This is a genomic window from Allokutzneria oryzae, assembly GCF_042429765.1.
Taxonomy (GTDB): Bacteria; Actinomycetota; Actinomycetes; order Mycobacteriales; family Pseudonocardiaceae; genus Allokutzneria; species Allokutzneria oryzae.
Window position 1 is genome coordinate 127942 of sequence record NZ_JBHLZU010000036.1, and the last position, 21223, is coordinate 149164.

Below are 21223 nucleotides of genomic sequence, written 5' to 3' on the forward strand. Positions count from 1 at the left end.
TCGTCCCACACGTCAGCTCGCGCCCGCTCAGCCCATGCCCCGGCCCTGGAGCTGCGCGCGCAGCTCCGGGGTCAGCTGCTGGCCGACGCGCTCGACGAGCAGGGTCATCTCGTAGGCGACCAGGCCGATGTCGCAGTTCGGCGCGGCCAGCAGCGCCAGGCACGAGCCGTCGGAGACCGACATCAGGAACAGGTAGCCGCGCTCCATCTCCACCACGGTCTGCGCGACGTTGCCCGCCTCGAAGCAGCGCGCGGCGCCCTGGGTGAGGCTGACCAGCCCGGAGGAGACCGCGGACAGCTGCTCGGCGCGGTCGCGCGGCAGGCCCTCGGAGCCGGCGAGCAGCAGGCCGTCGGCCGAGACCACGACGGCGTGCGCCACCCCGGGCACCCGCTGCACGAACTCGGTGATCAGCCAGCCGAAGCCGCTCGGCTGTTGCGGGATGGTCACTTGTCCTCCTCCTGGCGGGGTGCGGCGCCGTGCGACGCGTCACCGTCGGACCCGTTAGACACTGCCTCACCGGCGCGTTCGTTGGCCAGCTCGTCGATCCTGGAGTGCCGCCCCCGCCGCAGCCCCTGCTGGAAGCTGGACATCCGGCCGCGCACCGCCTCGGCGGAGCGGGCGGGCTGGGCGGGCTGGACCGCCTGGGCCGGGGCCTGGCCGACGCGCGCCGGCTGGGCGCCGGCTCCGCGCCTTGCCGGGGTCGCAGGAGCGATGGAGCCCGGCATCAGCTTCGCCTTCGGCACCCGCTTGGGCAGGCCCGCGGCGGTGAGCTCCTCCTCGGCCGGGGTGTTGAGCATCGTCTCCACCGCGCGCCAGCCCTCGTCGCCGGCGGAGCGCCACGTGGCCGCGCGGGGCGGGGCGGGGATGGTCTCCCGGCGCAGCACCGGCTCCACCGGCTCCGCGGGCTTGGCCGGCTTGTCAGGCGCCGCTTCAGCGGCCTTCTCGGCGACCTTCTCGGCGACCGGCTCGGGCGTCGGCTCTGCGGCCTTCTCCGCGACCGGTTCCGCCGCGGGAACGGGCTCCCGGCGCTCGGCCGGGGCGGTGGGCTCGGCGGGCGCCACCGGGCGCGGCGCGGGGGTGGGGAACTCGCCGTCGGGGTTCTCCACCGTCTGGAACCACTGGGAGAGGATCTCCTCGTAGATGGGCAGCCGCTCGGTCGGCGCGTCCACCTCGGGGCGCTCGGTCCTCGGGAAGGGGTTGACCGGGGCCGAGCCGTTGCCCTCGGCCGGGGTGGGCGCGGACGGCTCGTACGCGGCCTGGTCGTGCCGGGCCGCGAACAGGTCCCCGCCGTCCACATCGGACTGGTCGGTGGCCTGGGTGTCCACCCCCAACTGGCCGGCGTCGGTCTGCTCGACCAGTGACGGCGCCAGCCGCCGCGCCAGCATCCTGGGCCCGCCGACCCGCGGCTGCTCCCCGGTGTGCGGGCCGCTGAGCTCCGCGGGCGCGGGCGGGGGTGCCTGCTGCGCAACGGGTTCCGGCTGGGCCGAGGGTTCCGGCTTGGCCCGCGCCGGGCGCTGCGGCAGCGGGGCGGGCTCGGGCTCCACGGCGGGGTTGGTGGAGGTGAACCACTCCTGCTGCGCGGGCTGCTGGAGGCTCTGCTGCGGCTGGCGCTGCGGCATCTGCTGGGGCGGGAACTGCGGCGGCGCCTGCGGGAACATCGGCTGCTCCAGCGCGGACGGCAGCACGACCAGCTCGGCGGGCACGGTGATGATCGCCCTGGTGCCGCCGTCGATGTACTCCCCGCTGTGCAGCCGGACCTTGATGTCGTGCCTGCTGGCCAGCCGCGAGACCACGTACAGGCCCATCCGGCGGGACACCGCGACGTCGATCTCCGGCGGCTCGGCCAGGTTCTGGTTGGCCTCGGCCAGCTCCTCGTCGCTCATGCCGACGCCGCGGTCGGTGATCTGGATCGCCAGGTCCTTGGAGCGCAGCTGCGCGACGCTGACGTCGACCTGGCTCTGCGGGTCGGAGAACACCGTGGCGTTGTCCAGCAGCTCCGCGGTCAGGTGGATGAGGTCGTTGACCACCCTGCCCTGCACCAGCACGTCCGGCGCGGAGGTCAGGTTGATCCTGGCGTAGTGCTCGACCTCGGAGACCGCGGCGCCGATCAGCTCGGCGACGGGCACCGGGGCGGACAGCCGCTTGCCCAGCCCGCTGCCGGAGAGGATCAGCAGGTTCTCGCTGTTGCGGCGCATGCGGGTGGCGAGGTGGTCGAGCACGAACAGGCTGGACAGCGCGTCCGGGTCCTGCTCGTCCTGCTCCAGCTGGTCCAGCACCGACAGCTGGCGCTCGACCAGCGTCTGGCTGCGCCGGGAGAGGTTGACGAACATCGCGTTGACGTTGTCGCGCAACAGGGCCTGCTCGGTGGCCATGTGCACGGCCTGCTCGTGGACCGCGTCGAAGGAGCGGGCGACCTGGCCGATCTCCTCGCGGGTGAACACCTTCACCGGCTGGACGGCGGTCTTGGCGGCCTCTGCCGGGTTCGGGTCGGCGAGGATGCGCTTGACCGTCTCCGGCAGCCGGGTGTTGGCCACGTCCAGCGCCTCGGTGCGCAGCACCCGCAGCGGGGTCAGCAGCGAGCGCACGACCACGGTCATCAGCAGCAGCGCCACCAGCAGCGCCACCAGCACCAGCGCGGCGTCCCTGGTCGCGGAGCCGACCGCCGCCGCCGCGAGGCCGTCCGCCTGCGTGCGCAGCGACTCCAGCAGCGCGTTCTCCATCCGGCTGAGCAGGTCGCTGGTGACGCCGGCGACCCGGTTGTACTCCTCGCCGGGGATGTCCAGTGACGCGCCGTTGGCGCCCTTGATCAGGGAGATCTGCTTGATCCGCTGCCGGGTGTCGACGTCGCTGCCGCTGACCGTGCCCAGGAACAGCTGCCGCTCGGCGGGGGTGGCCACCGCCTGGAAGTCCGAGACCGCGGCGTCGTAACCGGAGTTCGCCGCGCGCAGCTCGTCGAGCTGTCCCGCGCGGAACTCGTTGTGCGTCGCGGCCATCTGCATCAGCGCGTTCTGCTGTGCGACCCGCTCCTTGGCCTGGGTCAGCGCCTGGATGGCGGTGGAGGCCCTGGACAGCGCGTGCTCGGAGACCGAGGCGCTGACCTCGCGGCCGAGCTGCACCAGTGAGTCCAGAATGGACGAGTACGCCGCGTGCACGGCGATGTCGGCGTAGGAGGTGGTGTCGGCGACCAGGCGCAGCGGGTTGAGCGCGCTGAGGCGCTGGAGGCCGCGGCGGTAGCGCTCCTCGCTCGCGGCGTCGTCGTACTCCAGGGACTCCAGGGTGCGGTTGAGCTCGTTCACCGCGGTGTTCACGGTCTCGAACTGGTCGACCATGGGCTTGCGGTCGGTGCTGCGGCCCGCGGCGACCCTGGCGACGACGAGCGTGCGCTCCTTCTGCAGCTCGTGGATCACCGTCGTCACCTTGCGGGCGACGTCGACCTGGGTGACAGTGCGCTGGAACTGGTCCGCGCGGCCGAGCTCGTCCTGCACCCGCAGGGTCCCCAGGACCAGGGCGGTGATCGTCGGCACCAGCAGGACGACGGCCATCCGGTTGCGCAGCCGCCAGTTCCGCAACCGCCAGCGGGAGTCGTCACGCTGGTCGGGGTGGTCCGGGGTCGGGGTGGACTCCGACGCCGGCGATGTGCGCCGCCGGGGGCGCGACAGTGTCGGGTCGCCGCTGTCCCCGGCGCCGGTGAGACCGTCGGCGGGTGCGGTGGACCGGTTCGGGGCACCCTTGCGGGACGCGATCCTGCCGGGCTGATCGGGCACTACGTGAACACTCCCCGGATCAGAGCTAAGCGGCTCCCCCCGTACGGGACCCAGCTCGTACGGACAACTTTCAGCGCAAGGTAGCGAACAAGAACGGTCCTGTCAGCCTCGGCGCGTTCAGTTAGGAAGCACATGACATTCGTGAAGTTGATTTGACGCTCGGGCGCGGCGTTGTCTAGACCCATATGACTCGGACGAGTGATTGCGTGCCTACCCTTGGTAGGCGGCTCGCCCGCGTGGTGGGTAGTCCAAACCGGCCAGGAGACACAGTATGACCCGTACCGGCAGGAGCTGTGAACAGGGCAAACGCCCGGCTCGTCCGCGACTGTCCCCGGTGCGCCCCGCCAGGACCGGCCGCGGTGGCGGTGACCTGGGCGAGGTGGCTGGTCACGGGGCCGGACAGCACCCGCGCGCTACCACGTCTCGGATTCGTCTCGGATCGGTCCCTTCGACGGGTTTCGCATCGAGTGCTCTAGAGGTTCGACTACTCCGAACGGGGTGCGGCCGTGAAATTCACCCCCGCGGCTTCGGGCGTGTCGCGGGCGGTGGCTCTCCGTCCACAATCGACCCGAAGCGATTACAGCGCGTTTCCTCTGACCTCAAGGAAATGCAAAGCCAAGCATCCTCGAAGAACAAACAGGACAGATTCTTCGCACCCCGGGCTTGACCCGTCGCGGCGGCCGCCCGTTAGGTAGGCCCCGCCACCCCCCTCACCCCCGCAACCCCTTCAGCACTGGAGCGCAAGCATGATTCGACGCGGCATCCTCGGCAGGCCGTCGTCCCGACCCTCCCGCCTGCTCGGCGCCGTTCTCGCCGTGTCGGCGATGGTGGTCAGCCTCGGGGGCTGCGGCCTGCTCGGTGGCTCCTCCGGCGACGACGCGCCGGGGGCCAACGGCCTGGAGCGGACCAAGGTCCGGCTCGGTCTGGTGCCCGTCGTGGACGTGGCGCCGATCTACATCGCGCAGAAGGAGGGGTTCTTCAAGCAGGAGGGCCTCGACCTGGAGCTGGTGACGCTCGCCGGTTCCGCCGCCGGCGTGACCAAGATGGTCGCCGGTGAGCTGGACATGGTGCACGGCAACTACGTCTCGATGTTCACCGCGCACGCCAAGGGCACCGTGAACCTCAAGTGGGTCGCCGACTGCTACTCGGCCAAGCCGAACGTGTGGATGGTGATGACCTCGCCGAACTCCTCGGTGAAGTCCATGAGCGACCTGCCTGGCAAGAAGGTCGCGGTCACCACCACCAGCAACCTCGCCGACATGACGATCTGGTCGGTGCTCAACGCCAACAACATCGACGCCAAGCAGATCAAGTACGTCGAGATGTCCTTCGGTGACATGGCGGCGAACCTGAAGAACGGCAACGTGGACGCGGCGCTGATGGGCGAGCCGTTCATCACCCAGGCCGCCAAGAGCATGGGCGCCACCCGCGTCTTCGACGCCGCCTCCGGGCCGACCGCGGACATCCCGATGGCCGGGTACTCCACGTCGGAGTCCTTCGCCAAGCAGAACCCGAAGACCGTCGCGGCCTTCCAGCGCGCGCTCGCCAAGGGCCAGGCGGCGGCCAACGCCGACCGCGCCAAGATCGAGGCCGTCGTCCAGGAGTACGCCAAGATCGACGCCCAGACCGCGTCGATCATGAACATCGGCGCCTTCCCCACCTCGCTGGAGGCGGCCCGGCTGCAGCGCGTCCCTGACCTGATGAAGGACTTCGGCATCCTCAAGGACAAGATCGACGTCGGCACGATGATGCTGGCGCCGGCCGCGGCCAGGTAGCCGGTGCGCGCCGCCTTCCGCGGACTCGCCGGGGTGGCCGGGCTGCTCCTGCTCTGGGAGCTGTTCGGCCGCTCCGAGCTGGTCCCGCCCGGCTACCTCCCGCCGCCGTCGGTGGTGCTGGTCAGCCTGGTGAACCTGGTGCTGGACGGGAAGTTCGTCTTCGACGTCATCGCCACCGTGCTGGCCTGGGCCATCGCGCTGGGCATCGCCACCGCCGTCGCGGTCCCGCTCGGCCTGGTGCTGGGCAGCGCGCCCGCGGTGCGCCGCGCCACCAGGACCGTGGTGGAGCTGCTGCGCCCGATCCCCTCGGTCGCGCTCATCCCGCTGGTGATCATCCTCTTCGGCGGCGGGCCGGAGGCGAAGATCGTGCTCGCGGTCTACGCCTCGGTGTGGCCGATCCTGTTCAACACGATCTACGCGCTGGACGAGCTGGACCCGCTGCTGGTGGACACCGCGCGGGTGTTCGGCACCAGCAGGCCCAGGGTCCTGGCCACGGTGGCGCTGCCCAGCGCCGCGCCGTTCGTGATGACCGGGATCCGGACCTCGGCGGCGATCGCGCTGATCGTGGTGGTGAGCACGGAGCTGCTGGCGGGCAGCGCGCTCGGCCTCGGCCAGTTCATCCTCACGGCGGGCAGCGGCGGCGGCCAGATGGACCTGGTCCTCGCGGGGACCGTGGTGGCAGGCTTGGTCGGCTACCTGGTCAACGCCGGTTTCGAGTGGGTGCAGCGGAGGTACTTCGCCTGGGGCGCGCGAGCGGAGGAGCCGGCATGAGGCGGATGCGGGACTCGCTGTCCGGCTGGGTCGTCATCACCGTCCTGGTGGTCCTGTGGGAGATCACGACCAGGATCGCGCGCAGCCCGTTCTTCCCGCCGCCGACCGAGATCGCCGACATGGCGCGGCAGCTGTGGCTCAGCGGCCCGGCATCGCATCTGTTCCTCTCCGACACGGTGTTCACCGACATCCTGACCAGCCTGGCGCGGATGCTCGGCGGCTGGTCGCTGGCGGCGCTGCTCGGCGTCTCGCTGGGTGTCCTGTTGGGACGGTCGGCGACCGCGATGGACTACCTGGGGCCGATCCTGGCCTTCCTGCGGGCGATCCCGCCGCCGACCCTGGTGCCGGTGTTCCTCGCGCTGTTCTCCCTCGGCACGCCGATGCAGGTGGCGACGATCGTCTTCGGCTCGATCTGGCCGATCCTGCTCAACTCCGTCGACGGGGCGCGCTCGGTGGACCGGACCAAGACCGAGACCGCGCGCGCCTTCCGCCTGTCCACGGTGGACTGGGTGCTCGGCGTGGTGCTGCCAGCGGCGTCCCCGAAGATCTTCGCGGGCCTGCGGGTCAGCCTCTCGCTCTCCCTGGTGCTGATGGTGATCTCCGAGCTGGTCGGCTCGACGGAGGGCATCGGCAACCGGTTGCTGTTCGCCCAGCGGCAGTTCGACTTCCCCGCGATGTGGGCCGGGATCGTGCTGCTCGGGGTGCTGGGTTTCCTCCTCAACACGGCGCTGTCGGCCGTGGAACGCAGAGCGCTGGCGTGGCAGCCGGCCAACCGCCAGGCCGCGCTCGCGGCCGGAACGGGAGCATGACGTGACGGAGCTGTGCCGTTCGGCGATGCTGGAGGTCACCGACCTCGGACACCGCTACCGCGCGAAGGAGGGCGAGCACACCGCGATCGACCGGCTGTCCTTCACGGTGGCCGCCGGGGAGCTGGTGTGCATCGTCGGCCCGTCCGGCTGCGGCAAGTCCACGCTGCTGCGCTCGCTGTCCGGGCTGATCACCCCGACCAGCGGAACGGTCGCGCTGCACGGCGACGAGGTGCGCGGCGTGCCCGACGACCTCGCCGTGGTCTTCCAGGACTACAGCCGCTCGCTGTTCCCGTGGCTCAGCGTCGCGCGCAACGTCGAGTTCCCGTTGAAGCGCAAGGTTTCCCGCGCCGAGCGCCGCGAGCGGGCCGCCCAGGCGCTGGAGTGGGTCGGCCTGTCCGGGGCGGGGGCGAAGTACCCGTGGCAGCTCTCCGGCGGCATGCAGCAGCGGGTGGCGATCGCGCGGGCGCTCGCCTACCGGCCGAGCCTGCTGCTGATGGACGAGCCCTTCGCCTCGGTGGACGCGCAGACCCGGTTCGAGCTGGAGGACCTGCTGCTGCGCGTGCGGCGCGAGCACGACACCACGATCCTGCTGGTGACCCACGACATCGACGAGAGCGTCTACCTCGGTGACCGGGTTCTGGTGCTGTCCAAGTCACCGGCCACGGTCGTGGCGGACCTGAAGGTGGACCTGCCCGCCGAGCGCGACCAGATCACCACCAGGGAGTCCGACGCCTTCGTGGCGCTGCGCGCCGAGACGGCCCGGCTGCTGCACGGTGGCGGCGCGGTGCGTCCCCGCGTGCACGCCGACCCCGAGGGCGCTGCCGCCCGCTTCCTCGCCGCCGAGCGCGCCGAGCAGGCTTCGCGGGCCACGCGGAAGCAGGCCGCGCAGAGCTGATCGGCAGGGCGGGTACCCTGCTGCGACCACAGCAGGCCCCTCGGGAGGGAACGCGTGCCGGAACCCGATCCGCAGCCCGTCGTGCCACGACCGAGGAAGGTGCCGCTCAGCGACCCCGAACGGCAGCGCGAGATCTTCGCTGCCACGCTCCAGGTGCTGGCCGAGGTCGGCTACGAGCGCTTCAACATGGACCTGATCGCCAAACGGGTCCGCGCCAGCAAGGCGACGCTCTACCAGTACTGGCCGGTGAAGGCGGCGCTGATCCTGGACGCGCTCAAGGTCAGCGAGGTGCCGCACGTCGACCCGGACACCGGCTCGCTGGTGGACGACGTGCGGCTGCTGCTGCGGTCCTGGGTGCGCGCGCAGACCCCCTACACCAGGGGCATCCTGCTCGGCCTGATGGAGGGCGGCCGCCGCGACGAGGAGATGGCCCGCATGTACGCGGAGCGCATCGCCCAGCAACAGGAACCGTTGCTGCACACGATCCTCGCCCGCGCGGTCCAGCGCGGCGAGATCCCGGAGGGCGTCGACGTCGGCCTGCTTGCGGACCTGCCCGCGGCGATTTTCCTGCTCCGCCTGATGACCACCAACGACGAGGTCGACGACGCCCTGGTGGACCGCGTGGTCGACGGCCTGTTCATCCCGCTGCTGCGCCGTTGACGGCCCGCACGGGGAGGGTGATCACCGACGGGTGCTCCGGGTCGTGGAAGACCTCCTGGTCGGCGGGGTGCGGGGTGACCGCGATCGCGTGGTGCTCGCCGCTGCCGGTGTTGCGGGCGAAGCGCGGGTGCGCGCCGCTGGAGACCTGCACGCGCAGCCGATGGCCGCGGCGGAACCGGTACGCGATCGGTGAGAGCTGGACCGTCACCCCGGTCACGCCGTCCGGTCGGACGTTGGCCAGCCCGTCGCAGACGTTGATCGAGCGCCCGCGCGCGTCCACATCGCACAGGCGCACGAAGACGTCGGTGTCCGGGCGGCTGGACCGCAACCAGATCCGCGCGGCGACCTCACCGATGATCTCCAGGTCGGCGTCGAGCGGACCGGTGGTGAAGGTCAGCACGTCCTTGCGCGCCTCAAGGGCACGGTTGTCCTTGCGGCCCGCGCCACGCGGGGTCAGCAGCGGTCCGCCCACTGAGGGCGTCGGGTCGGACGGGTCGTAGCGGTAGCGCGACGGCTCGCTCGCGGTGGGCGGTGCGAGCGACAGCCCACCGCCGCTGCGCAAGTGCCAGCTCCGCGGCTCGTAGCCCTCGGGCGGCCACGTCTCGAACTCGCGCCATTGTCCCGCTCCCACAACGAAAAGCCGGACCGGGGCGCGGCGTGGCGGCTCCTCACCTCGGCAGTGCGCGCCCGCCCACTCCAGGGTTTCCCTTGCGGCAGCGGCAAGTCCGGCCGGAGCGGCGTGCTGCCAGGGGCCGATGACCAGCCTCGGCCGCCTGCCCGCCTCGCGCAGCGCCGTGTAGTCGGCGAGCTGGTCGCTGAGGAAGATGTCCTCCCACCCCGCGACCAGGCTCGTGGGCACGGTCACGGCGCCGACGGAGTCGCTGTGGTCCCAGTCCTTCCAGAACCGGTCCTCGCTGTCGTGGTGCACGCAGTCCTGGTAGAACGGCCACCGGAATCCCAGCACCCTGCGGTCCGCGTCGCCCATGGGCAGCGTGTTCATCGAGCGCACCAGCCGATCCTCGCCGATGCCGAAGAGCAGGGTCGCGATGTCCCGCAGTCGCTTGGGCCGCCGTTCCTGGGTGGCCGTCTGCACCGACCAGCGCAGCGACGTGTCGAGCTCGAAGGTGCCGGGAGCCAGGAACGCCAGCGCCAACCGCGACGAGGTCACGTGCGGCACCATCGCCTTCACCTGTGGCGGCGCGTCGGCGGCCACGGCCCACTGGGTGTAGCCGAGGTAGCTCGCTCCGGTCAGCGCGAGGTTCCCGTCGAACCACGGCTGGGCGGTGACCCACTCGATGGTCGCGAGCCCGTCGCCGCGCTCGTGCCGCATCGCGCGGAACTCACCCGCCGAGCCGAATGTCCCGCGCACACTGCAGATCACGACCTGGAAGCCGCGCTCGGCGTAGATCCTGGCGAGCAGGCCACCCCATCCCGAGCGCCCGTACGGAGTGCGGATCAGCAGCGTCGGCAGCCGCTCGGGCCGCACGCGCGGCGTCCAGTGGTCGGCGAGCAGCACGGCGCCGTCGGGCATGGTGATCGGGATGTCCTTGGTGGCCGCAACGTCCCGGGTGACCGGTTCGGGCAACCGCAGCAACCGTTGTGCCACAAGGCTCGCGAGCTTCATGCAGTCATGCTGCGTGCGCCACGGCCGCCGGACAACCTGAACCGTACGGTTTCGTACGGTTTTCAACCGTTGGGCGATTAGGCGTTTCGGGTTGCGTGTGATTGGGAAACGGCCCGGCGAGGTACCACACCCGCATGGCGTGCGACCCGGGCTTCGAGCTGCCGATCTGTCCCGCCGGGACGGATCGCACGGCCGCGCGCGCGGAGATCGCCAACAAGCTCGCCGAGGTCCTGCAGACCGTTCGCGAGGCCCGCGCCTACCTCCTGGCGATCCGGCGTTTGGTCGAGCACGCCGACGACGCGCTGGACGACCTGGTCGGCCTGCTGGCCGCGGACGGCAGGATGGACTTGGCGGCCTGCGTCCAGGTCGAGGTCATCGAGGAGAACTTCGTGGTGGAGCGCTGGGTGGCCCAGCTGATCGAGGAGTTCGACCGCAACTACTACGCGGCGTTCCGGAGGATGGAGGAGAACATCCCCGCCGAGGTCGGCCACCTGACCGGTCCGGAGGCGCTCGAAGCGGTCCTGCGCTCCGTCACCCCGCCCAGCCTCCCCGCACCCCGCCCCCCGGACTCCTAGGCACCGCCACTGCGCCGTGCTCGTGCCCGTCGGCTGGCGCGGTCGGTTTTCGCGTTTTGTAGGCTTAATGCGAAATGAGAGCGCTCTCAACGACAATAAGCCTACAAAACGTGAACCAAGTGGGGGCCCGGGTGGTGGGTTCCGGAGTGACGGGTGGGCGGTCGTCGAGGTGGTGCGGGCGACTTGCGCGATGCGGCCTGAGACCGATGCGGCCCGGGTCTCGTGATGCGGCCTGAGACCGATGCGGCCCGGGTCTCGTGATGCGGCCCGAGACCCGATGTGGCCAGGGGGTCGATGCGGCCTGAGGTCTGTGATGCGGCCCTGTGAGTCCTCCGGAGCGGCGCTGAACCCCGTTTCGTAGTCATGGCGGGGTTCGGGGGACCTACTGGGGTGGGCGGTGCATGGTCCAGGCGGTGGGGCCGTTGTCGGGCAGGGCGACCTCGGCGGTGACGGTGAAGCCGAACCGCTCGTAGCGGCGGACGTTGGACTCCAACGCCGTTTCCAGGTAGGCGGTGGCGTTCTCCGCGTCGGCTGCTCGCAGGCCCGGTTCGATCACTGCTCGGCCGAGGCCGCGGCCCTGGCTCGCCGGGTGGACGCCCACCGTGGACAGGAACCACGTCGGCGTTGCCGGGCGGTGCGGCGCCAACACCTGTTCGACCGCGCTGGCGGCTGCCGCGCGGTCACCCGCGAGCTCGCCCAGCCGGGGACCCAGTGCGGCGAAGGCCGCCGCGTCGGTGGCCGGGGTCGTCCACATCGCGACCGCGGAGTGGTCGGAGCTGACCCAGATCCGGCCGTGGGGCAGGCCGATGTCGGTCAGCAGGAGGCGCTGGAACTCGGCCAGCCGCTCGGGGTGGCCGTCGTCGGGGAGGGTGTGCCTGGTGAGGGGGTAGTCGATGAAGGCAGCTTGCAGTGTGGCGACCGCCGCGTCGATGTCCGCGGGTGTCGCCTCGCGAATGTCGGGAAGCATCGCCGTACACCGTAAGGAGCAGCTCGTGGCCACGCCACCGGATATCGGCCGTGGCCGAACTAGGGTCGGGGCATGGCAGAACCCGTTTTCCTGATCACCGGCGCGTCCAGGGGCATCGGCGCGGCCACCGCGCGGCTGGCGGCGGCGGAGGGCTATCGGCTGGTGTTGCTCGGCCGGAGCCCGGAGCCGTTGCGGGAGGTGGCCGAGGAGACCGGCGGGCTGCCGATCGCCTGCGACGTCACCGACTGGGACGCGCTGAGCGCAGCAGTGCGTCGGGTGGAGGACGAGCTCGGGCGACTGGACGTGGTGTTCGCCAACGCGGGGCAGAGCGTCGTCACCTCCTTCCTCGGCGAGGCAGGGGAGGAGCCGGGGCGGTGGCGGGACATGGTGCTGGCCAACGTGTACGGCCCGGCGCTGACCGCGCGCGCCACGCTGCCCGTGCTGCGGCGCTTCGGCGGGCACCTCGTGCTGACCGGCTCCGCCTCCGGGCGCGGCGTGCGGCCGGGGAGCCTGTACTCGGCGACCAAGTGGGCGGTCACCGGGCTGGCGCAGGCCATCCGCGCGGAGTGCGTGGACGCCGGAGTGCGGGTGACCCTGGTGCAGCCCGGACTCGTTGACACGGAAGCGATTCCGGCCGATCGGGCCGCCGATCCGAAGCTCGATCCCGCCGACGTCGGACGCGCCGTGCTCTACGCGGTCGGCCAACCGTCCCATGTGGACGTCAACGAGATCCTGGTGCGCCCCGTCGGCCAGGGTCCTTATCGGTAGCGGCGTCGTCGAGCCCGCGCGCGTCCAGCGCCTCGGCGATGTGGTCGGCCATCCGCAGCACCTTCACCAGCAGGGGCAGCAGCAGCGCCAGCGAGGAGCGCTCCACGCCCCTGGCGCGCTGGGCGGCGCGGATCTCGTCGGCCTTCTCCTTGATCAACGGGATGAACCGCAGGGTCATCGACAGCACGAACGCGATCCGGTGCGGCCGCAGGCCGAAGACCCGCAAGGGGCCGGCCGCGCGCTCCAGGGCCGCGATCATGTCGTCGGTGCGGCTGGTCATCGTCACCAGGGTCGCCAGCAGCACCAACGTGATCAGCCGCAGCAGCACCGCGAGGGCCGCCTGCCAGCCCAGCAGCAGCACCTGGGCGATGCCGAGCAGCGCCAGCACGAGCACGAGCGGGCGCAGCTGTCGCGCCAGCTCACGAAGTGGGATGCCCGCCAAGGACCACATGCCCACAACGAGGAGCAGACAACCCGCCAGCACCAAGGGGTTCGGCACGAAGAACAGCGCGATGCTGCTCGCCAGCAACAGGACCAGCTTGGGGCCTACGGGAGTCCGGTGCAGTACCGAGGTTCCCGGGCGGTACAGGCTCAGCACGGCGCCATCAGGTCCAGGTAGGCGGCCACCGCCTCGGACGGCGGCGCGTCGGCGACGATGCGGCCTTCGTCGAAGACGAGCACGCGGTCGAAGTCCGACAGCAGGTCCAGATCGTGCGAGACGACCACGACCTGCTCGGCCAGGTTCCTGATCACCTCGGTGGTGCGCCGCTTGTTGCGCAGGTCGAGCATGGTGGTCGGCTCGTCGAAGACCACGCACTCCGGTTCGAGCGCGAGCACCGCCGCGATCGCCAGCCGCTGCTTCTCCCCGCCGCTCAACAGGTGCGCGGGCCGCTCGCTCAGCGAGGCGAGCCCGTGCTCCGCAAGCACCTCGGCCACCCGGGCAGCGATGTCCTTTTTGGACAGGCCGCGGTGCTTGAGCCCGAACGCGATGTCCTCGGCCACGGTCGGCATGACGATCTGCACGTCCGGGTCCTGGAAGACGAAGCCGACCTTGCGGCGCACGGCCCTGCCCTCCGAGCGGGTGTCCAGGCCGTCCACGAGCACCCGGCCGCGCGTCGGCACCAGCAGCCCGTTGAGCAGGCGTGCGAACGTGCTCTTGCCGGAGCCGTTCGCACCGATCACCGCGATCCGCCGCTCGGTCAGCTCAACGGAGATCCCGCGCAGCACCATCCGGTCGTCGTAGCCGTGCTCGACGTCCTCGATGCGGAACATCAGGCGGCCCGCGCGGGAACCAGCGGGTACGCCCGGCGCATCGTGACCCCGGCCAGCGAGGCGAGCACCACCTTGGCGGCGTCACCCGGGACGAACGCCAGCGAGCCGGTGAGCGCGGTCCAGAGGTCCAGGCCGCCCGCGACCGCCAGGAACGGCACCCCGATCAGGTAGGACACCACGATCCCGCCCGCCGCGTTGCACAGCAGCGCCCACCCCAGGTTGTAGCGCCGCCACACCCGCTCGGTCAGCCAGCCGATCACGAAGGCGGCGACCGGCCAGCTCAGCACGAAGCCGCCGGAGGGCCGCAGCAGCGCGCCGAGGCCGCCCGCGCCGCTGGAGAGCACCGGCAGGCCCACCGCGACGAGGACCACGAACACCAGCAGCGCGAGGCCGCCCTTGCGCGCGCCGAGGATCGACCCGGCGAGCATGACGCCCAGCGACTGCGCGGTGATCGGCACCGGCACGAAGGGCAGCGGGACCGCGGGGAACAGCCCGAGCACCACCACGATCGCGGCGAACAACGCCACGTGCACCAGATCCTTCGTCCGCATGCGGACATCTTGCTCTGTGGGACGCCCCCAACCAACTCGGCGAAAGCGGCGTCACAGCAGCATGTGAAAGCACAGCACGCGGTGTTCCTGGTGGTCGCGGCGCTCGCCACCGGTATCGTCCCCGCCAACGCCCACGCCTCGCCCGCGCCGCGGTCCACCTCCTCGGTGACGCTGGTCACGGGCGACCGGGTCCAGCTGGAGCACGGACGGGTGACCGTTCGCGCAGCTCCCGGGCGTGGCCACATCCGCTTCCTGCACAGCACCGACGAGCGCGGCGACCGCGTGGTCGTGCCCGTGGACGTGGTCGAGGGGATCCGCTCGGGGCGGCTCGACCGGCGGCTGTTCAACGTGAGCCGCCTGGTCGCGATGGGCTTCGACGACCGCGTCCGGCCCGACCTCCCGCTCATCGTCGAGCCCGCGGTCGCCCGTGCGCTGCCGAAGGCCGAGCGCGAGCTGCCCAGCATCGGCGGGCTCGCGGTGCGCACCAAGAAGGCCGACGCCGCGCGGACGTGGTCGGGCCTGGCGCGTTCGCGGGTCTGGCTGGACGCGCCCGTGCGCGCCGCGCTGGACCGCAGCACGGTGCAGATCGGCGCTCCGGTCGCGTGGAAGGCCGGGCACACCGGCAAGGGCGTCACCGTGGCCGTGCTCGACACCGGGATGGACGCCGAGCACCCCGACCTCATGCGGCGGATCGCCGCGGCCAAGGACTTCACCGGCGGGGCGAGCGGGACCGACGACCGCGAAGGCCACGGCACGCACGTGGCGTCCACCGCCGCGCGCGTTGCTCCGGACTCCTTGCTGCTCAACGCGAAAGTCCTCGACGACGGGGGAGGAGGCAGCGAGTCCGCGATCATCGCCGGGATGGAGTGGGCCGTCGCGCAGGGCGCCCGCGTGGTCAACATGAGCCTCGGCGGCCCGCCGACCGACGGCAAGGACCCCATGTCGCTCGCTGTGAACCAGCTGACCGAGCGCACCGGCGCACTGTTCGTCGCCGCGACCGGCAACGCGGGTCAGGCCGAGGCCGTCATGAGTCCGGCGGTCGCCGACGCGGCGCTCGCTGTCGGTGCCGTGGACTCCGAAGAGGCTCTCGCGCCGTTCTCCAACCGAGGACCGCGCGCGGGCGATGACGGCCTGAAGCCCGACATCACCGCGCCCGGCGTCGGGATCGTCGCGGCGAGGGCTCGCAACAGCACGCCCGAGGAGCCCGTCGGCGACCGCTACGCGCGCCTCTCCGGCACGTCGATGGCCGCGCCGCACGTGGCCGGTGCGGCGGCGGTCGTGGCCGCGCAGCACCCCGACTGGCGTGCCGACCGGATCAAGGCCGCGCTCATGAGCACCGCGCGCCCCAACGCGAAGCTCGCCGTCCACGAGCAGGGCGCCGGGCGGCTCGACATCGGCCGCGCCAGCACGCAATCCGTGCACGCCACTCCCGCGAGCATCCACAACGGCATCGCCAAGTGGCCGCACGGCGACGACGAGCCGAGCAAGACCACGGTGACCTACCACAACTCCGGATCCTCGCCGGTGGTTCTCGACCTGGCTCCGGATGTCAAGGCCCCCAAGGGGATGTTCACCGTCCACCCTGGACGGATCACCGTTCCCGCGCGAGGCTCGGCGAACGCCGTCCTGACGGTTGACACGCGCGTTGCCGCGCAGGACGGCCGCTACGGCGGAGCCCTCGTCGCGACCGGTCGTGACGTGTCCGTGCGCACGCCCGCCGGAGTGACGCGGGAGGTCGAGAGCTATGACCTGAAGCTCACTGTCCTTGACCGGCAAGGAAAGCGCGCCGCGAACGCGTCCATCCAGCTCAACGACCTCGACCGCAACGCGATGCACCAGCCGGAGCAGGGCGTGGTCCGGCTACCCAAGGGCCGGTACTTCCTCCAGGCTTCGACGTGGGGCGAGGAGATGGCCCTCTTCGCCGAGCCGACCCTGGTGCTGGACAAGAACACCGAACTCGTCCTCGACGCGCGGGACGCCAAGCCCGTCGGTTCCACAGTGGACAAAGCTTCGGCCAGGGAGTTCCAGGCCCAGATCGGGTTCCTCCGCACGTCCGCCTCGCACACCATCGTCGGCGGAGTGACCGAGGCGAGCCTCGCCAAGATCTTCGTCCGCCCGTCCACCACATCCGCCCCGCCCGGCCAGTTCACCTTCAGCGCCGAACAGCACCTCGCCGAGCCAGACGGTCAGGGCGGGTTCGCGGGCAGCCCGTACCTGTACAACGTCCGCCTCGTCCGCGACGGCGTTGTGCCTCGTGAGCTCACCCAGAGGGTTTCAGACCGTTCACTGGTCGCCGTTCGCGGTTCCCACGCCGCGACCGGCTCCGGCCAGGTCGGTGTTCGCGAGGGCGTGATCAAGGCTCCGCTTCCCTTCACCCTCACCGAGTTCTACACTCCCGGCGTTCCATGGTCGAACTACTTCGAGGCCGGGACGACGAAGATCACCGCCGTGCCCCGCGTCTTCACGAAGCCGACCGAGGAGCGGTGGAACGCCGCCGTCTTCGGCCCTGCTTTCCCGAAGGACCAGCCCGGCCAGTTCGCCGCGCGCGAGGGCGATGTGCTCGAAATGAGGATTCCCTTGGCCAGCGGGCAGAACGAGCACCAGTTCGGTTTCATCGAGGATGAGACCGGCACGACCACACTGTTCCGCGACGGAGTGCTGCTCGCCACCAGCCCACTCCCCGGCTGGGCCGAGTTCTCCGTGCCCCCTGCGGCGGCCCAGTACCGCCTGGACGTCTCGTCGCCTCGCGTGAGTGCACAGTGGACCTTCCGCTCCGCGCACGGAGTCGGTGATCTCCCGTTGCTGGGCGTCCGGTTCGCCCCCAACGTCGACTCGCACAACCGAGCGCGCCCCGGGGCGTTCTCGATTCCTGTTTCCGTGCATCGGAACGGGGCCGGTCGCGTGGACGCTTCGCTTGCTGTTGAGGTGTCCTTTGACGACGGCCGCACGTGGGAGGCCGCGAAGGTGGTTGACGGGGCGGTGTCCGTTGTCAACCGCGTGGGGACGGTTTCCTTGCGGGTCAAGGCTGTTGATCGGGACGGGAACTCGTTGGAGCAGACCGTGATCGGGGCCTATTCGGTGTCGTAGTCCTTGTGCTGGTGCCGGTGTGGGCCTCGGCTCGCGCCGGTACCAGCGCGGGGTCGGCTTGACCAGCCCCTCGCGGCCAGAGCCTGTCCCGCAAGTCGTCCCGATACCCCGAGGCGGCCCCCGCGCCCCTCCCGCCCCCGCCCCCGCGCCCCCCATACCCCCGTGCACGCGTGAGCCAGCTGGCGTGGCCGGGGTTCTCGCGTTTTGTCACCTTGATGCGAGATGGGAGCGCTCTCTTGCGCATCAAGGTGACAAAACGCGAAATGAGGGGCAGGTGGGTGAGGGCGTCATGGGGTGGTGGGGTCGGTTTTACTGGCCCCTTGCGGCTAGTTGCGGCCGAGCCACGCGGCGGACCTCTCGGCCGTGTCGAGCACGCGCAGCGCCGCGTCGCGGTCGGCCATCGGGTAGTGGACGCTCAGTTCCAGGTTGGTGACCGTGGTGGTGCCGGTGAAGTGGTAGGTGGCCTCGATCGCCTCACCGTCGCGGAGGTAGCGGTAGACGAGCTCCAGGTTGGCGTCGCCGAAGGAGCTCTTCGGCAGCGGACGCTCGGAGAGCGCGCGGTAGCCGGGAGTGCCGCGCACCCGGGAGAGGTGGCGGTCGGCCATGGCGCGGGCGCCGAGGATCGGGGCGCGGCCGAAGACGCCGGTGACGTCGACGCGGAGCCGGACGCGCTTGGCGGGGTCGGTGAAGTCGGACCAGTACGCGCCGCCGACGCGCTCGGCCCACCCGGCGGGCACGGCCATCACGAGGGTGGACGGGGTGGCCTCGCCGACCCAGTTGCGCTGGGCGTAGCCGGGGACGGCCGAGTGGGTGGACGTCGCCGGGCCGGCAGAGGTGGAAGGCCCAGCGGTGGCGGGCAGCATCGGGACGGCGGGGCCGCCGACGTCCACGGGGCCGCCGCAGCCGGTCAGCACCAGCGCGAGCACGCCGAACACCGCTCCACGTGACACGCCCCCGACCATGAACCGGCATGATACGGGCCATGCCGGTGCCGGGGCGGATAGGCCGATTCGAGGTGGTCGAGCGCATCGGGGGCGGCGCGTTCGCCTCGGTGTGGCGAGCGCGGGACGACGCGCTCGACTCCACTGTGGCGATCAAGGTGCTCTCGTCGGAGTGGCTGGACTCGGCCGACGTGCACGAACGGTTCCTCGCCGAGGCTCGGCTGCTGCGCAGGGCGGAGTCCGACCGCGTGGTCCGCGTGCACGACATCGGCGAGCTGCCGGACGGGCGGCCCTACCTGGTGATGACCTACGGGGACCGGGGCACGCTCGAAGACCGGATCGCGGCGGGGCCGCTGCCGTGGCGCGAAGCGGTCGAGGTCGCTGTGGAGATCGGGCTGGCACTGCGCTCCCTGCACGCGGACGGCGTGCTGCACCGGGACGTCAAACCGTCGAACGTGCTGTTCCGCTCGGGGTCGGACGGCCGGGACCGGGTGCTGCTGGGCGACCTCGGGCTCGGCAAGCTGCTCAGCGAAGCCTCGACGCTGACCATGGTCGTCGGTACCCCGGCCTACATGGCACCGGAACAGGCGGGCGGGGACAAGCCGATCAGCGTGCGCACGGACGTCTACGGACTCGGAGCGCTGCTGTACCGGACGATCACGGGCCGCCACCCCTACGAGAACAACGCGATCGTCGACATCGCGGACCGTCCCGAACCGTCGCGACCCGGCTTGGTCGTGCGAGATGTTCCGCCGGGGCTCGACGCGGCCGTGCTGCGCGCTCTGGCGCCCAACCCCTCGGACAGGTACGGGGACGTCGGCGAGTTCGTGGCGGACCTCCAGCGCTTGCTGGCGCCCAAGCGGCGCCGGTGGCCGATTCCCGTTGCCCTGCTCGCACTCGCGGGCGTCGCGGCGGGCGCCTGGTACCTCACCCGATCCGAGCTGGTCGAGGTCGATGACGGCACCAAGACGGTCAGCCTGCGCGTGCCGAGGGCATGGGCGGGGGAGCTGGCCGGAGCCGGATGGGACCCGGCGCTGCTCGGGCTCGCACCCGGGCGGTGGCCCGGCCTCGTCATCGCGGAGTCGGTGGCCGCCTTCCCCGCCCCCGCCGACCCCCGCGCGGGTGTCTTCGCCGGCGTGCTGCCGCCGATGGCGGTGCTCGCGCCGAAGGACTTCGAGGCCAGGACCGCCAAACCGGGATGCGTTGCCATCGCGGCAAGGCCGCCCGAGGTGGTCGGCCTGCGCGCGGCCCACACCCGGCGCTGCGGTGTCGCCTTCGTCGCGGACGCGCTGCTGGAGCTGTCCGGACAGCAGGTCTGGGTCCAGGTCAAACAGTCTGCCGACAACGCGACAGCGTTCCAGGAGGTACTGGGTTCCGTTGGGCTCGGGCGGCGCTGAGTGCGGCGTTTCGCAGTGGTCGGTGCGGGCCCTGGTGGGCTCGTCGCGGCCAAGGAGTTGCTCGCGGCGGGCGCGGAACCGGTGGTCTTCGAGCGCGCCGCCGAGATCGGTGGGGTCTGGCGCGAGGGCGGACTGGCGTGGCCGGGGATGTCGACGAACCTGTCCAAGCACAGTTGCTGCTTCTCTGATTTCCCGTGGCCGCACGACGCGCCGGACTTCCCCAGCCGTGACGACATGCGCGGCTACCTGCACCGGTACGCGGAGCGGTTCGGGCTGACCGCGCACCTGCGGCTCGGCGAGACGGTCACGACGGTGTCAGGCTCTGTCGTCAACGGTGAGCGGTTCGACGGTGTGGTCTTCGCCTCCGGGGCCTTCGGCCCCAATGGGACTGAGTACCACGGCCCGGAGCGCTATCGGGGCAAGCGTGTCGTCGTTGTCGGCGCCGCGTTCTCCGGAGCCGAGATCGCCGCCGAACTCGCCGCGAACGGGGTCGAGGTCACCGCCGTCGCGAGTCGGCCGATGTGGTTGCTGCCGCGCTATCTCGACGGCGTGCCTTGGGATCTCGTCAGCTACCGGCGTGGTCGGCCGAAGCTGTCCTGGGTCGAGGCCAACCGCCGCTTCTCGCGCATCGCCGTGAACCCGGGGGAGTTCGACGAGCGCCTGCGCGTGGACCCGGACTCAGATGGGCCTCCGTACCTGGTGATATCCGATCTCGTGCCGGACGTGCTGCGCGCGGGCGCCCTCCGGATGGAGCCGGGCAGGGCCGTGCGGCGCGAGCCCGGCGCGGTTGTGCTGGACACCGGTGTCCGCCTGCCCTGCGACGCGGTGATCGAGTGCACCGGCCACCGCCTCGAACTGCCCTACCTGAGCCAAGATCAGCGCGCAGCGCTCGGCCACGACCCCGCGGACCTGGTGCAACCGTTGCTGCTGCACGAATGCACCTTCCACCCGGAGTTCCAGGACGCGGCGTTCGTCGGCCTCTACCGGGGACCGTACTTCGGCGTGGTGGAGCTGCAAGCGCGCTGGGCGGCGGCGGTGCTGACCGGTGCGCTGCCCGCGCCGACGGGAATGGACGCCGGACTGCTGCGCCAGCGCGAGATCCGTGAGCTGCGCCCGCGCCCGCAGTTCCCGCACGGCGACTACGTGGGCATGGCCGACCGCCTCGCCGCGGAACTCGGTGTCCTGCCGGACCCGGTACCGGATGGGCCGCTGGTGCCCGCGCACTACCGGCTGTGCGGCCCCGGTGCCGCCCCAGACGTCGCGGCGGCCGAGATAGCATCGGTGGCGCGACGAACCGCGGGGAGCTTCCCGATGACGTCGCCACGTCGTCGGGGTGATGGCTGGTGAAGGTGTCAGGCGGGGACTGC

Annotated in this window: 18 protein-coding genes; 10 read left to right on the top strand and 8 right to left on the bottom strand. The window is 71.5% G+C overall.

From position 1 onward, the window contains the following. Nucleotides 1–27: 27 nt before the first annotated feature. Nucleotides 28–447, bottom strand: a complete 420-nt coding sequence (locus ACFFQA_RS37075; RefSeq protein WP_377862485.1) for a roadblock/LC7 domain-containing protein — start codon at nucleotides 445–447, stop codon at nucleotides 28–30. Then, nucleotides 444–3764, bottom strand: a complete 3321-nt coding sequence (locus tag ACFFQA_RS37080) for a sensor histidine kinase (RefSeq protein ID WP_377862486.1) — start codon at nucleotides 3762–3764, stop codon at nucleotides 444–446. The genes ACFFQA_RS37075 and ACFFQA_RS37080 overlap by 4 nt, the downstream gene beginning before the upstream one ends. A gap of 746 nt (nucleotides 3765–4510) precedes the next feature. Here ACFFQA_RS37080 and ACFFQA_RS37085 point away from each other — a divergent pair. The 5 genes from ACFFQA_RS37085 to ACFFQA_RS37105 are packed head-to-tail and all read left to right on the top strand — an operon-like array spanning nucleotide 4511 to nucleotide 8674. Further along, on the top strand, nucleotides 4511–5539 hold the full coding sequence (locus ACFFQA_RS37085) for an ABC transporter substrate-binding protein (protein WP_377862487.1): 1029 nt from the start codon (nucleotides 4511–4513) through the stop codon (nucleotides 5537–5539). Nucleotides 5540–5542: 3 nt separating this feature from the next. Further along, nucleotides 5543–6310, top strand: a complete 768-nt coding sequence (locus ACFFQA_RS37090; RefSeq protein ID WP_377862488.1) for an ABC transporter permease — start codon at nucleotides 5543–5545, stop codon at nucleotides 6308–6310. Continuing rightward, the gene (locus ACFFQA_RS37095; RefSeq protein ID WP_377862489.1) at nucleotides 6307–7119 is read left to right on the top strand and encodes an ABC transporter permease; all 813 of its coding nucleotides are present in this window, start codon (nucleotides 6307–6309) and stop codon (nucleotides 7117–7119) included. The genes ACFFQA_RS37090 and ACFFQA_RS37095 overlap by 4 nt, the downstream gene beginning before the upstream one ends. Nucleotides 7120–7144: 25 nt before the next feature. Then, the gene (locus tag ACFFQA_RS37100) at nucleotides 7145–8014 is read left to right on the top strand and encodes an ABC transporter ATP-binding protein (RefSeq protein WP_377862517.1); all 870 of its coding nucleotides are present in this window, start codon (nucleotides 7145–7147) and stop codon (nucleotides 8012–8014) included. A gap of 54 nt (nucleotides 8015–8068) precedes the next feature. Continuing rightward, a complete protein-coding gene (locus tag ACFFQA_RS37105) occupies nucleotides 8069–8674 on the top strand; it encodes a TetR/AcrR family transcriptional regulator (protein ID WP_377862490.1) in 606 nt (201 codons plus the stop codon). Here the strand turns inward: ACFFQA_RS37105 and ACFFQA_RS37110 are convergent. Further along, nucleotides 8652–10298 carry a CocE/NonD family hydrolase gene (locus tag ACFFQA_RS37110; protein WP_377862491.1) on the bottom strand — a complete coding sequence of 549 codons (1647 nt, stop codon included), beginning with the start codon at nucleotides 10296–10298 and terminating at the stop codon, nucleotides 8652–8654. The two genes, ACFFQA_RS37105 and ACFFQA_RS37110, sit on opposite strands and share 23 nt — an antisense overlap. Before the next feature lie 134 nt (nucleotides 10299–10432). Between ACFFQA_RS37110 and ACFFQA_RS37115 the strand changes: the two genes are divergently transcribed. After that, nucleotides 10433–10873: a hypothetical protein gene (locus ACFFQA_RS37115; protein ID WP_377862492.1), complete on the top strand. Its 441-nt coding sequence runs from the start codon at nucleotides 10433–10435 to the stop codon at nucleotides 10871–10873. Nucleotides 10874–11255: 382 nt separating this feature from the next. Here ACFFQA_RS37115 and ACFFQA_RS37120 read toward each other — a convergent pair whose 3' ends face one another. Then, nucleotides 11256–11840, bottom strand: a complete 585-nt coding sequence (locus ACFFQA_RS37120) for a GNAT family N-acetyltransferase (RefSeq protein WP_377862493.1) — start codon at nucleotides 11838–11840, stop codon at nucleotides 11256–11258. Between the two features lie 72 nt (nucleotides 11841–11912). On the opposite strand from ACFFQA_RS37120, the gene ACFFQA_RS37125 reads away from it, so the two are divergent. Next, a complete protein-coding gene (locus ACFFQA_RS37125; protein ID WP_377862494.1) occupies nucleotides 11913–12608 on the top strand; it encodes an SDR family oxidoreductase in 696 nt (231 codons plus the stop codon). Here the strand turns inward: ACFFQA_RS37125 and ACFFQA_RS37130 are convergent. From ACFFQA_RS37130 to ACFFQA_RS37140, 3 genes are read right to left on the bottom strand one after another with little or no spacing between them, the layout of a single operon-like run. After that, nucleotides 12562–13206: an energy-coupling factor transporter transmembrane component T family protein gene (locus ACFFQA_RS37130; RefSeq protein ID WP_377862495.1), complete on the bottom strand. Its 645-nt coding sequence runs from the start codon at nucleotides 13204–13206 to the stop codon at nucleotides 12562–12564. The genes ACFFQA_RS37125 and ACFFQA_RS37130 overlap by 47 nt on opposite strands. Beyond that, nucleotides 13200–13880: an energy-coupling factor ABC transporter ATP-binding protein gene (locus ACFFQA_RS37135; RefSeq protein WP_377862496.1), complete on the bottom strand. Its 681-nt coding sequence runs from the start codon at nucleotides 13878–13880 to the stop codon at nucleotides 13200–13202. The genes ACFFQA_RS37130 and ACFFQA_RS37135 overlap by 7 nt, the downstream gene beginning before the upstream one ends. Further along, the gene (locus ACFFQA_RS37140; RefSeq protein ID WP_377862497.1) at nucleotides 13880–14431 is read right to left on the bottom strand and encodes a biotin transporter BioY; all 552 of its coding nucleotides are present in this window, start codon (nucleotides 14429–14431) and stop codon (nucleotides 13880–13882) included. The genes ACFFQA_RS37135 and ACFFQA_RS37140 overlap by 1 nt, the downstream gene beginning before the upstream one ends. Nucleotides 14432–14494: 63 nt before the next feature. Between ACFFQA_RS37140 and ACFFQA_RS37145 the strand changes: the two genes are divergently transcribed. Further along, nucleotides 14495–17518 carry a S8 family peptidase gene (locus tag ACFFQA_RS37145; protein ID WP_377862498.1) on the top strand — a complete coding sequence of 1008 codons (3024 nt, stop codon included), beginning with the start codon at nucleotides 14495–14497 and terminating at the stop codon, nucleotides 17516–17518. 326 nt (nucleotides 17519–17844) lie between these two features. On the opposite strand, the gene ACFFQA_RS37150 is transcribed toward ACFFQA_RS37145, so the two are convergent. Next, entirely contained in the window at nucleotides 17845–18468 is a 624-nt protein-coding gene (locus ACFFQA_RS37150) for a hypothetical protein (RefSeq protein WP_377862499.1), read from the bottom strand. A gap of 20 nt (nucleotides 18469–18488) precedes the next feature. Between ACFFQA_RS37150 and ACFFQA_RS37155 the strand changes: the two genes are divergently transcribed. Next, a complete protein-coding gene (locus ACFFQA_RS37155) occupies nucleotides 18489–19856 on the top strand; it encodes a serine/threonine-protein kinase (RefSeq protein WP_377862500.1) in 1368 nt (455 codons plus the stop codon). After that, nucleotides 19857–21203, top strand: a complete 1347-nt coding sequence (locus tag ACFFQA_RS37160) for a flavin-containing monooxygenase (protein ID WP_377862501.1) — start codon at nucleotides 19857–19859, stop codon at nucleotides 21201–21203. The last annotated feature ends 20 nt before the right edge of the window (nucleotides 21204–21223 follow it).

Coding starts and splice junctions, on each gene's coding strand:
- ACFFQA_RS37120 (WP_377862493.1), bottom strand. CDS start 11,840: ATGCTTCCCGACATTCGCGAGGCGACACCCGCGGACATCGACGCGGCG.
- ACFFQA_RS37155 (WP_377862500.1), top strand. CDS start 18,489: ATGATACGGGCCATGCCGGTGCCGGGGCGGATAGGCCGATTCGAGGTG.
- ACFFQA_RS37115 (WP_377862492.1), top strand. CDS start 10,433: ATGGCGTGCGACCCGGGCTTCGAGCTGCCGATCTGTCCCGCCGGGACG.
- ACFFQA_RS37140 (WP_377862497.1), bottom strand. CDS start 14,431: ATGCGGACGAAGGATCTGGTGCACGTGGCGTTGTTCGCCGCGATCGTG.
- ACFFQA_RS37135 (WP_377862496.1), bottom strand. CDS start 13,880: ATGTTCCGCATCGAGGACGTCGAGCACGGCTACGACGACCGGATGGTG.
- ACFFQA_RS37100 (WP_377862517.1), top strand. CDS start 7,145: ATGCTGGAGGTCACCGACCTCGGACACCGCTACCGCGCGAAGGAGGGC.
- ACFFQA_RS37095 (WP_377862489.1), top strand. CDS start 6,307: ATGAGGCGGATGCGGGACTCGCTGTCCGGCTGGGTCGTCATCACCGTC.
- ACFFQA_RS37125 (WP_377862494.1), top strand. CDS start 11,913: ATGGCAGAACCCGTTTTCCTGATCACCGGCGCGTCCAGGGGCATCGGC.
- ACFFQA_RS37085 (WP_377862487.1), top strand. CDS start 4,511: ATGATTCGACGCGGCATCCTCGGCAGGCCGTCGTCCCGACCCTCCCGC.
- ACFFQA_RS37110 (WP_377862491.1), bottom strand. CDS start 10,298: ATGAAGCTCGCGAGCCTTGTGGCACAACGGTTGCTGCGGTTGCCCGAA.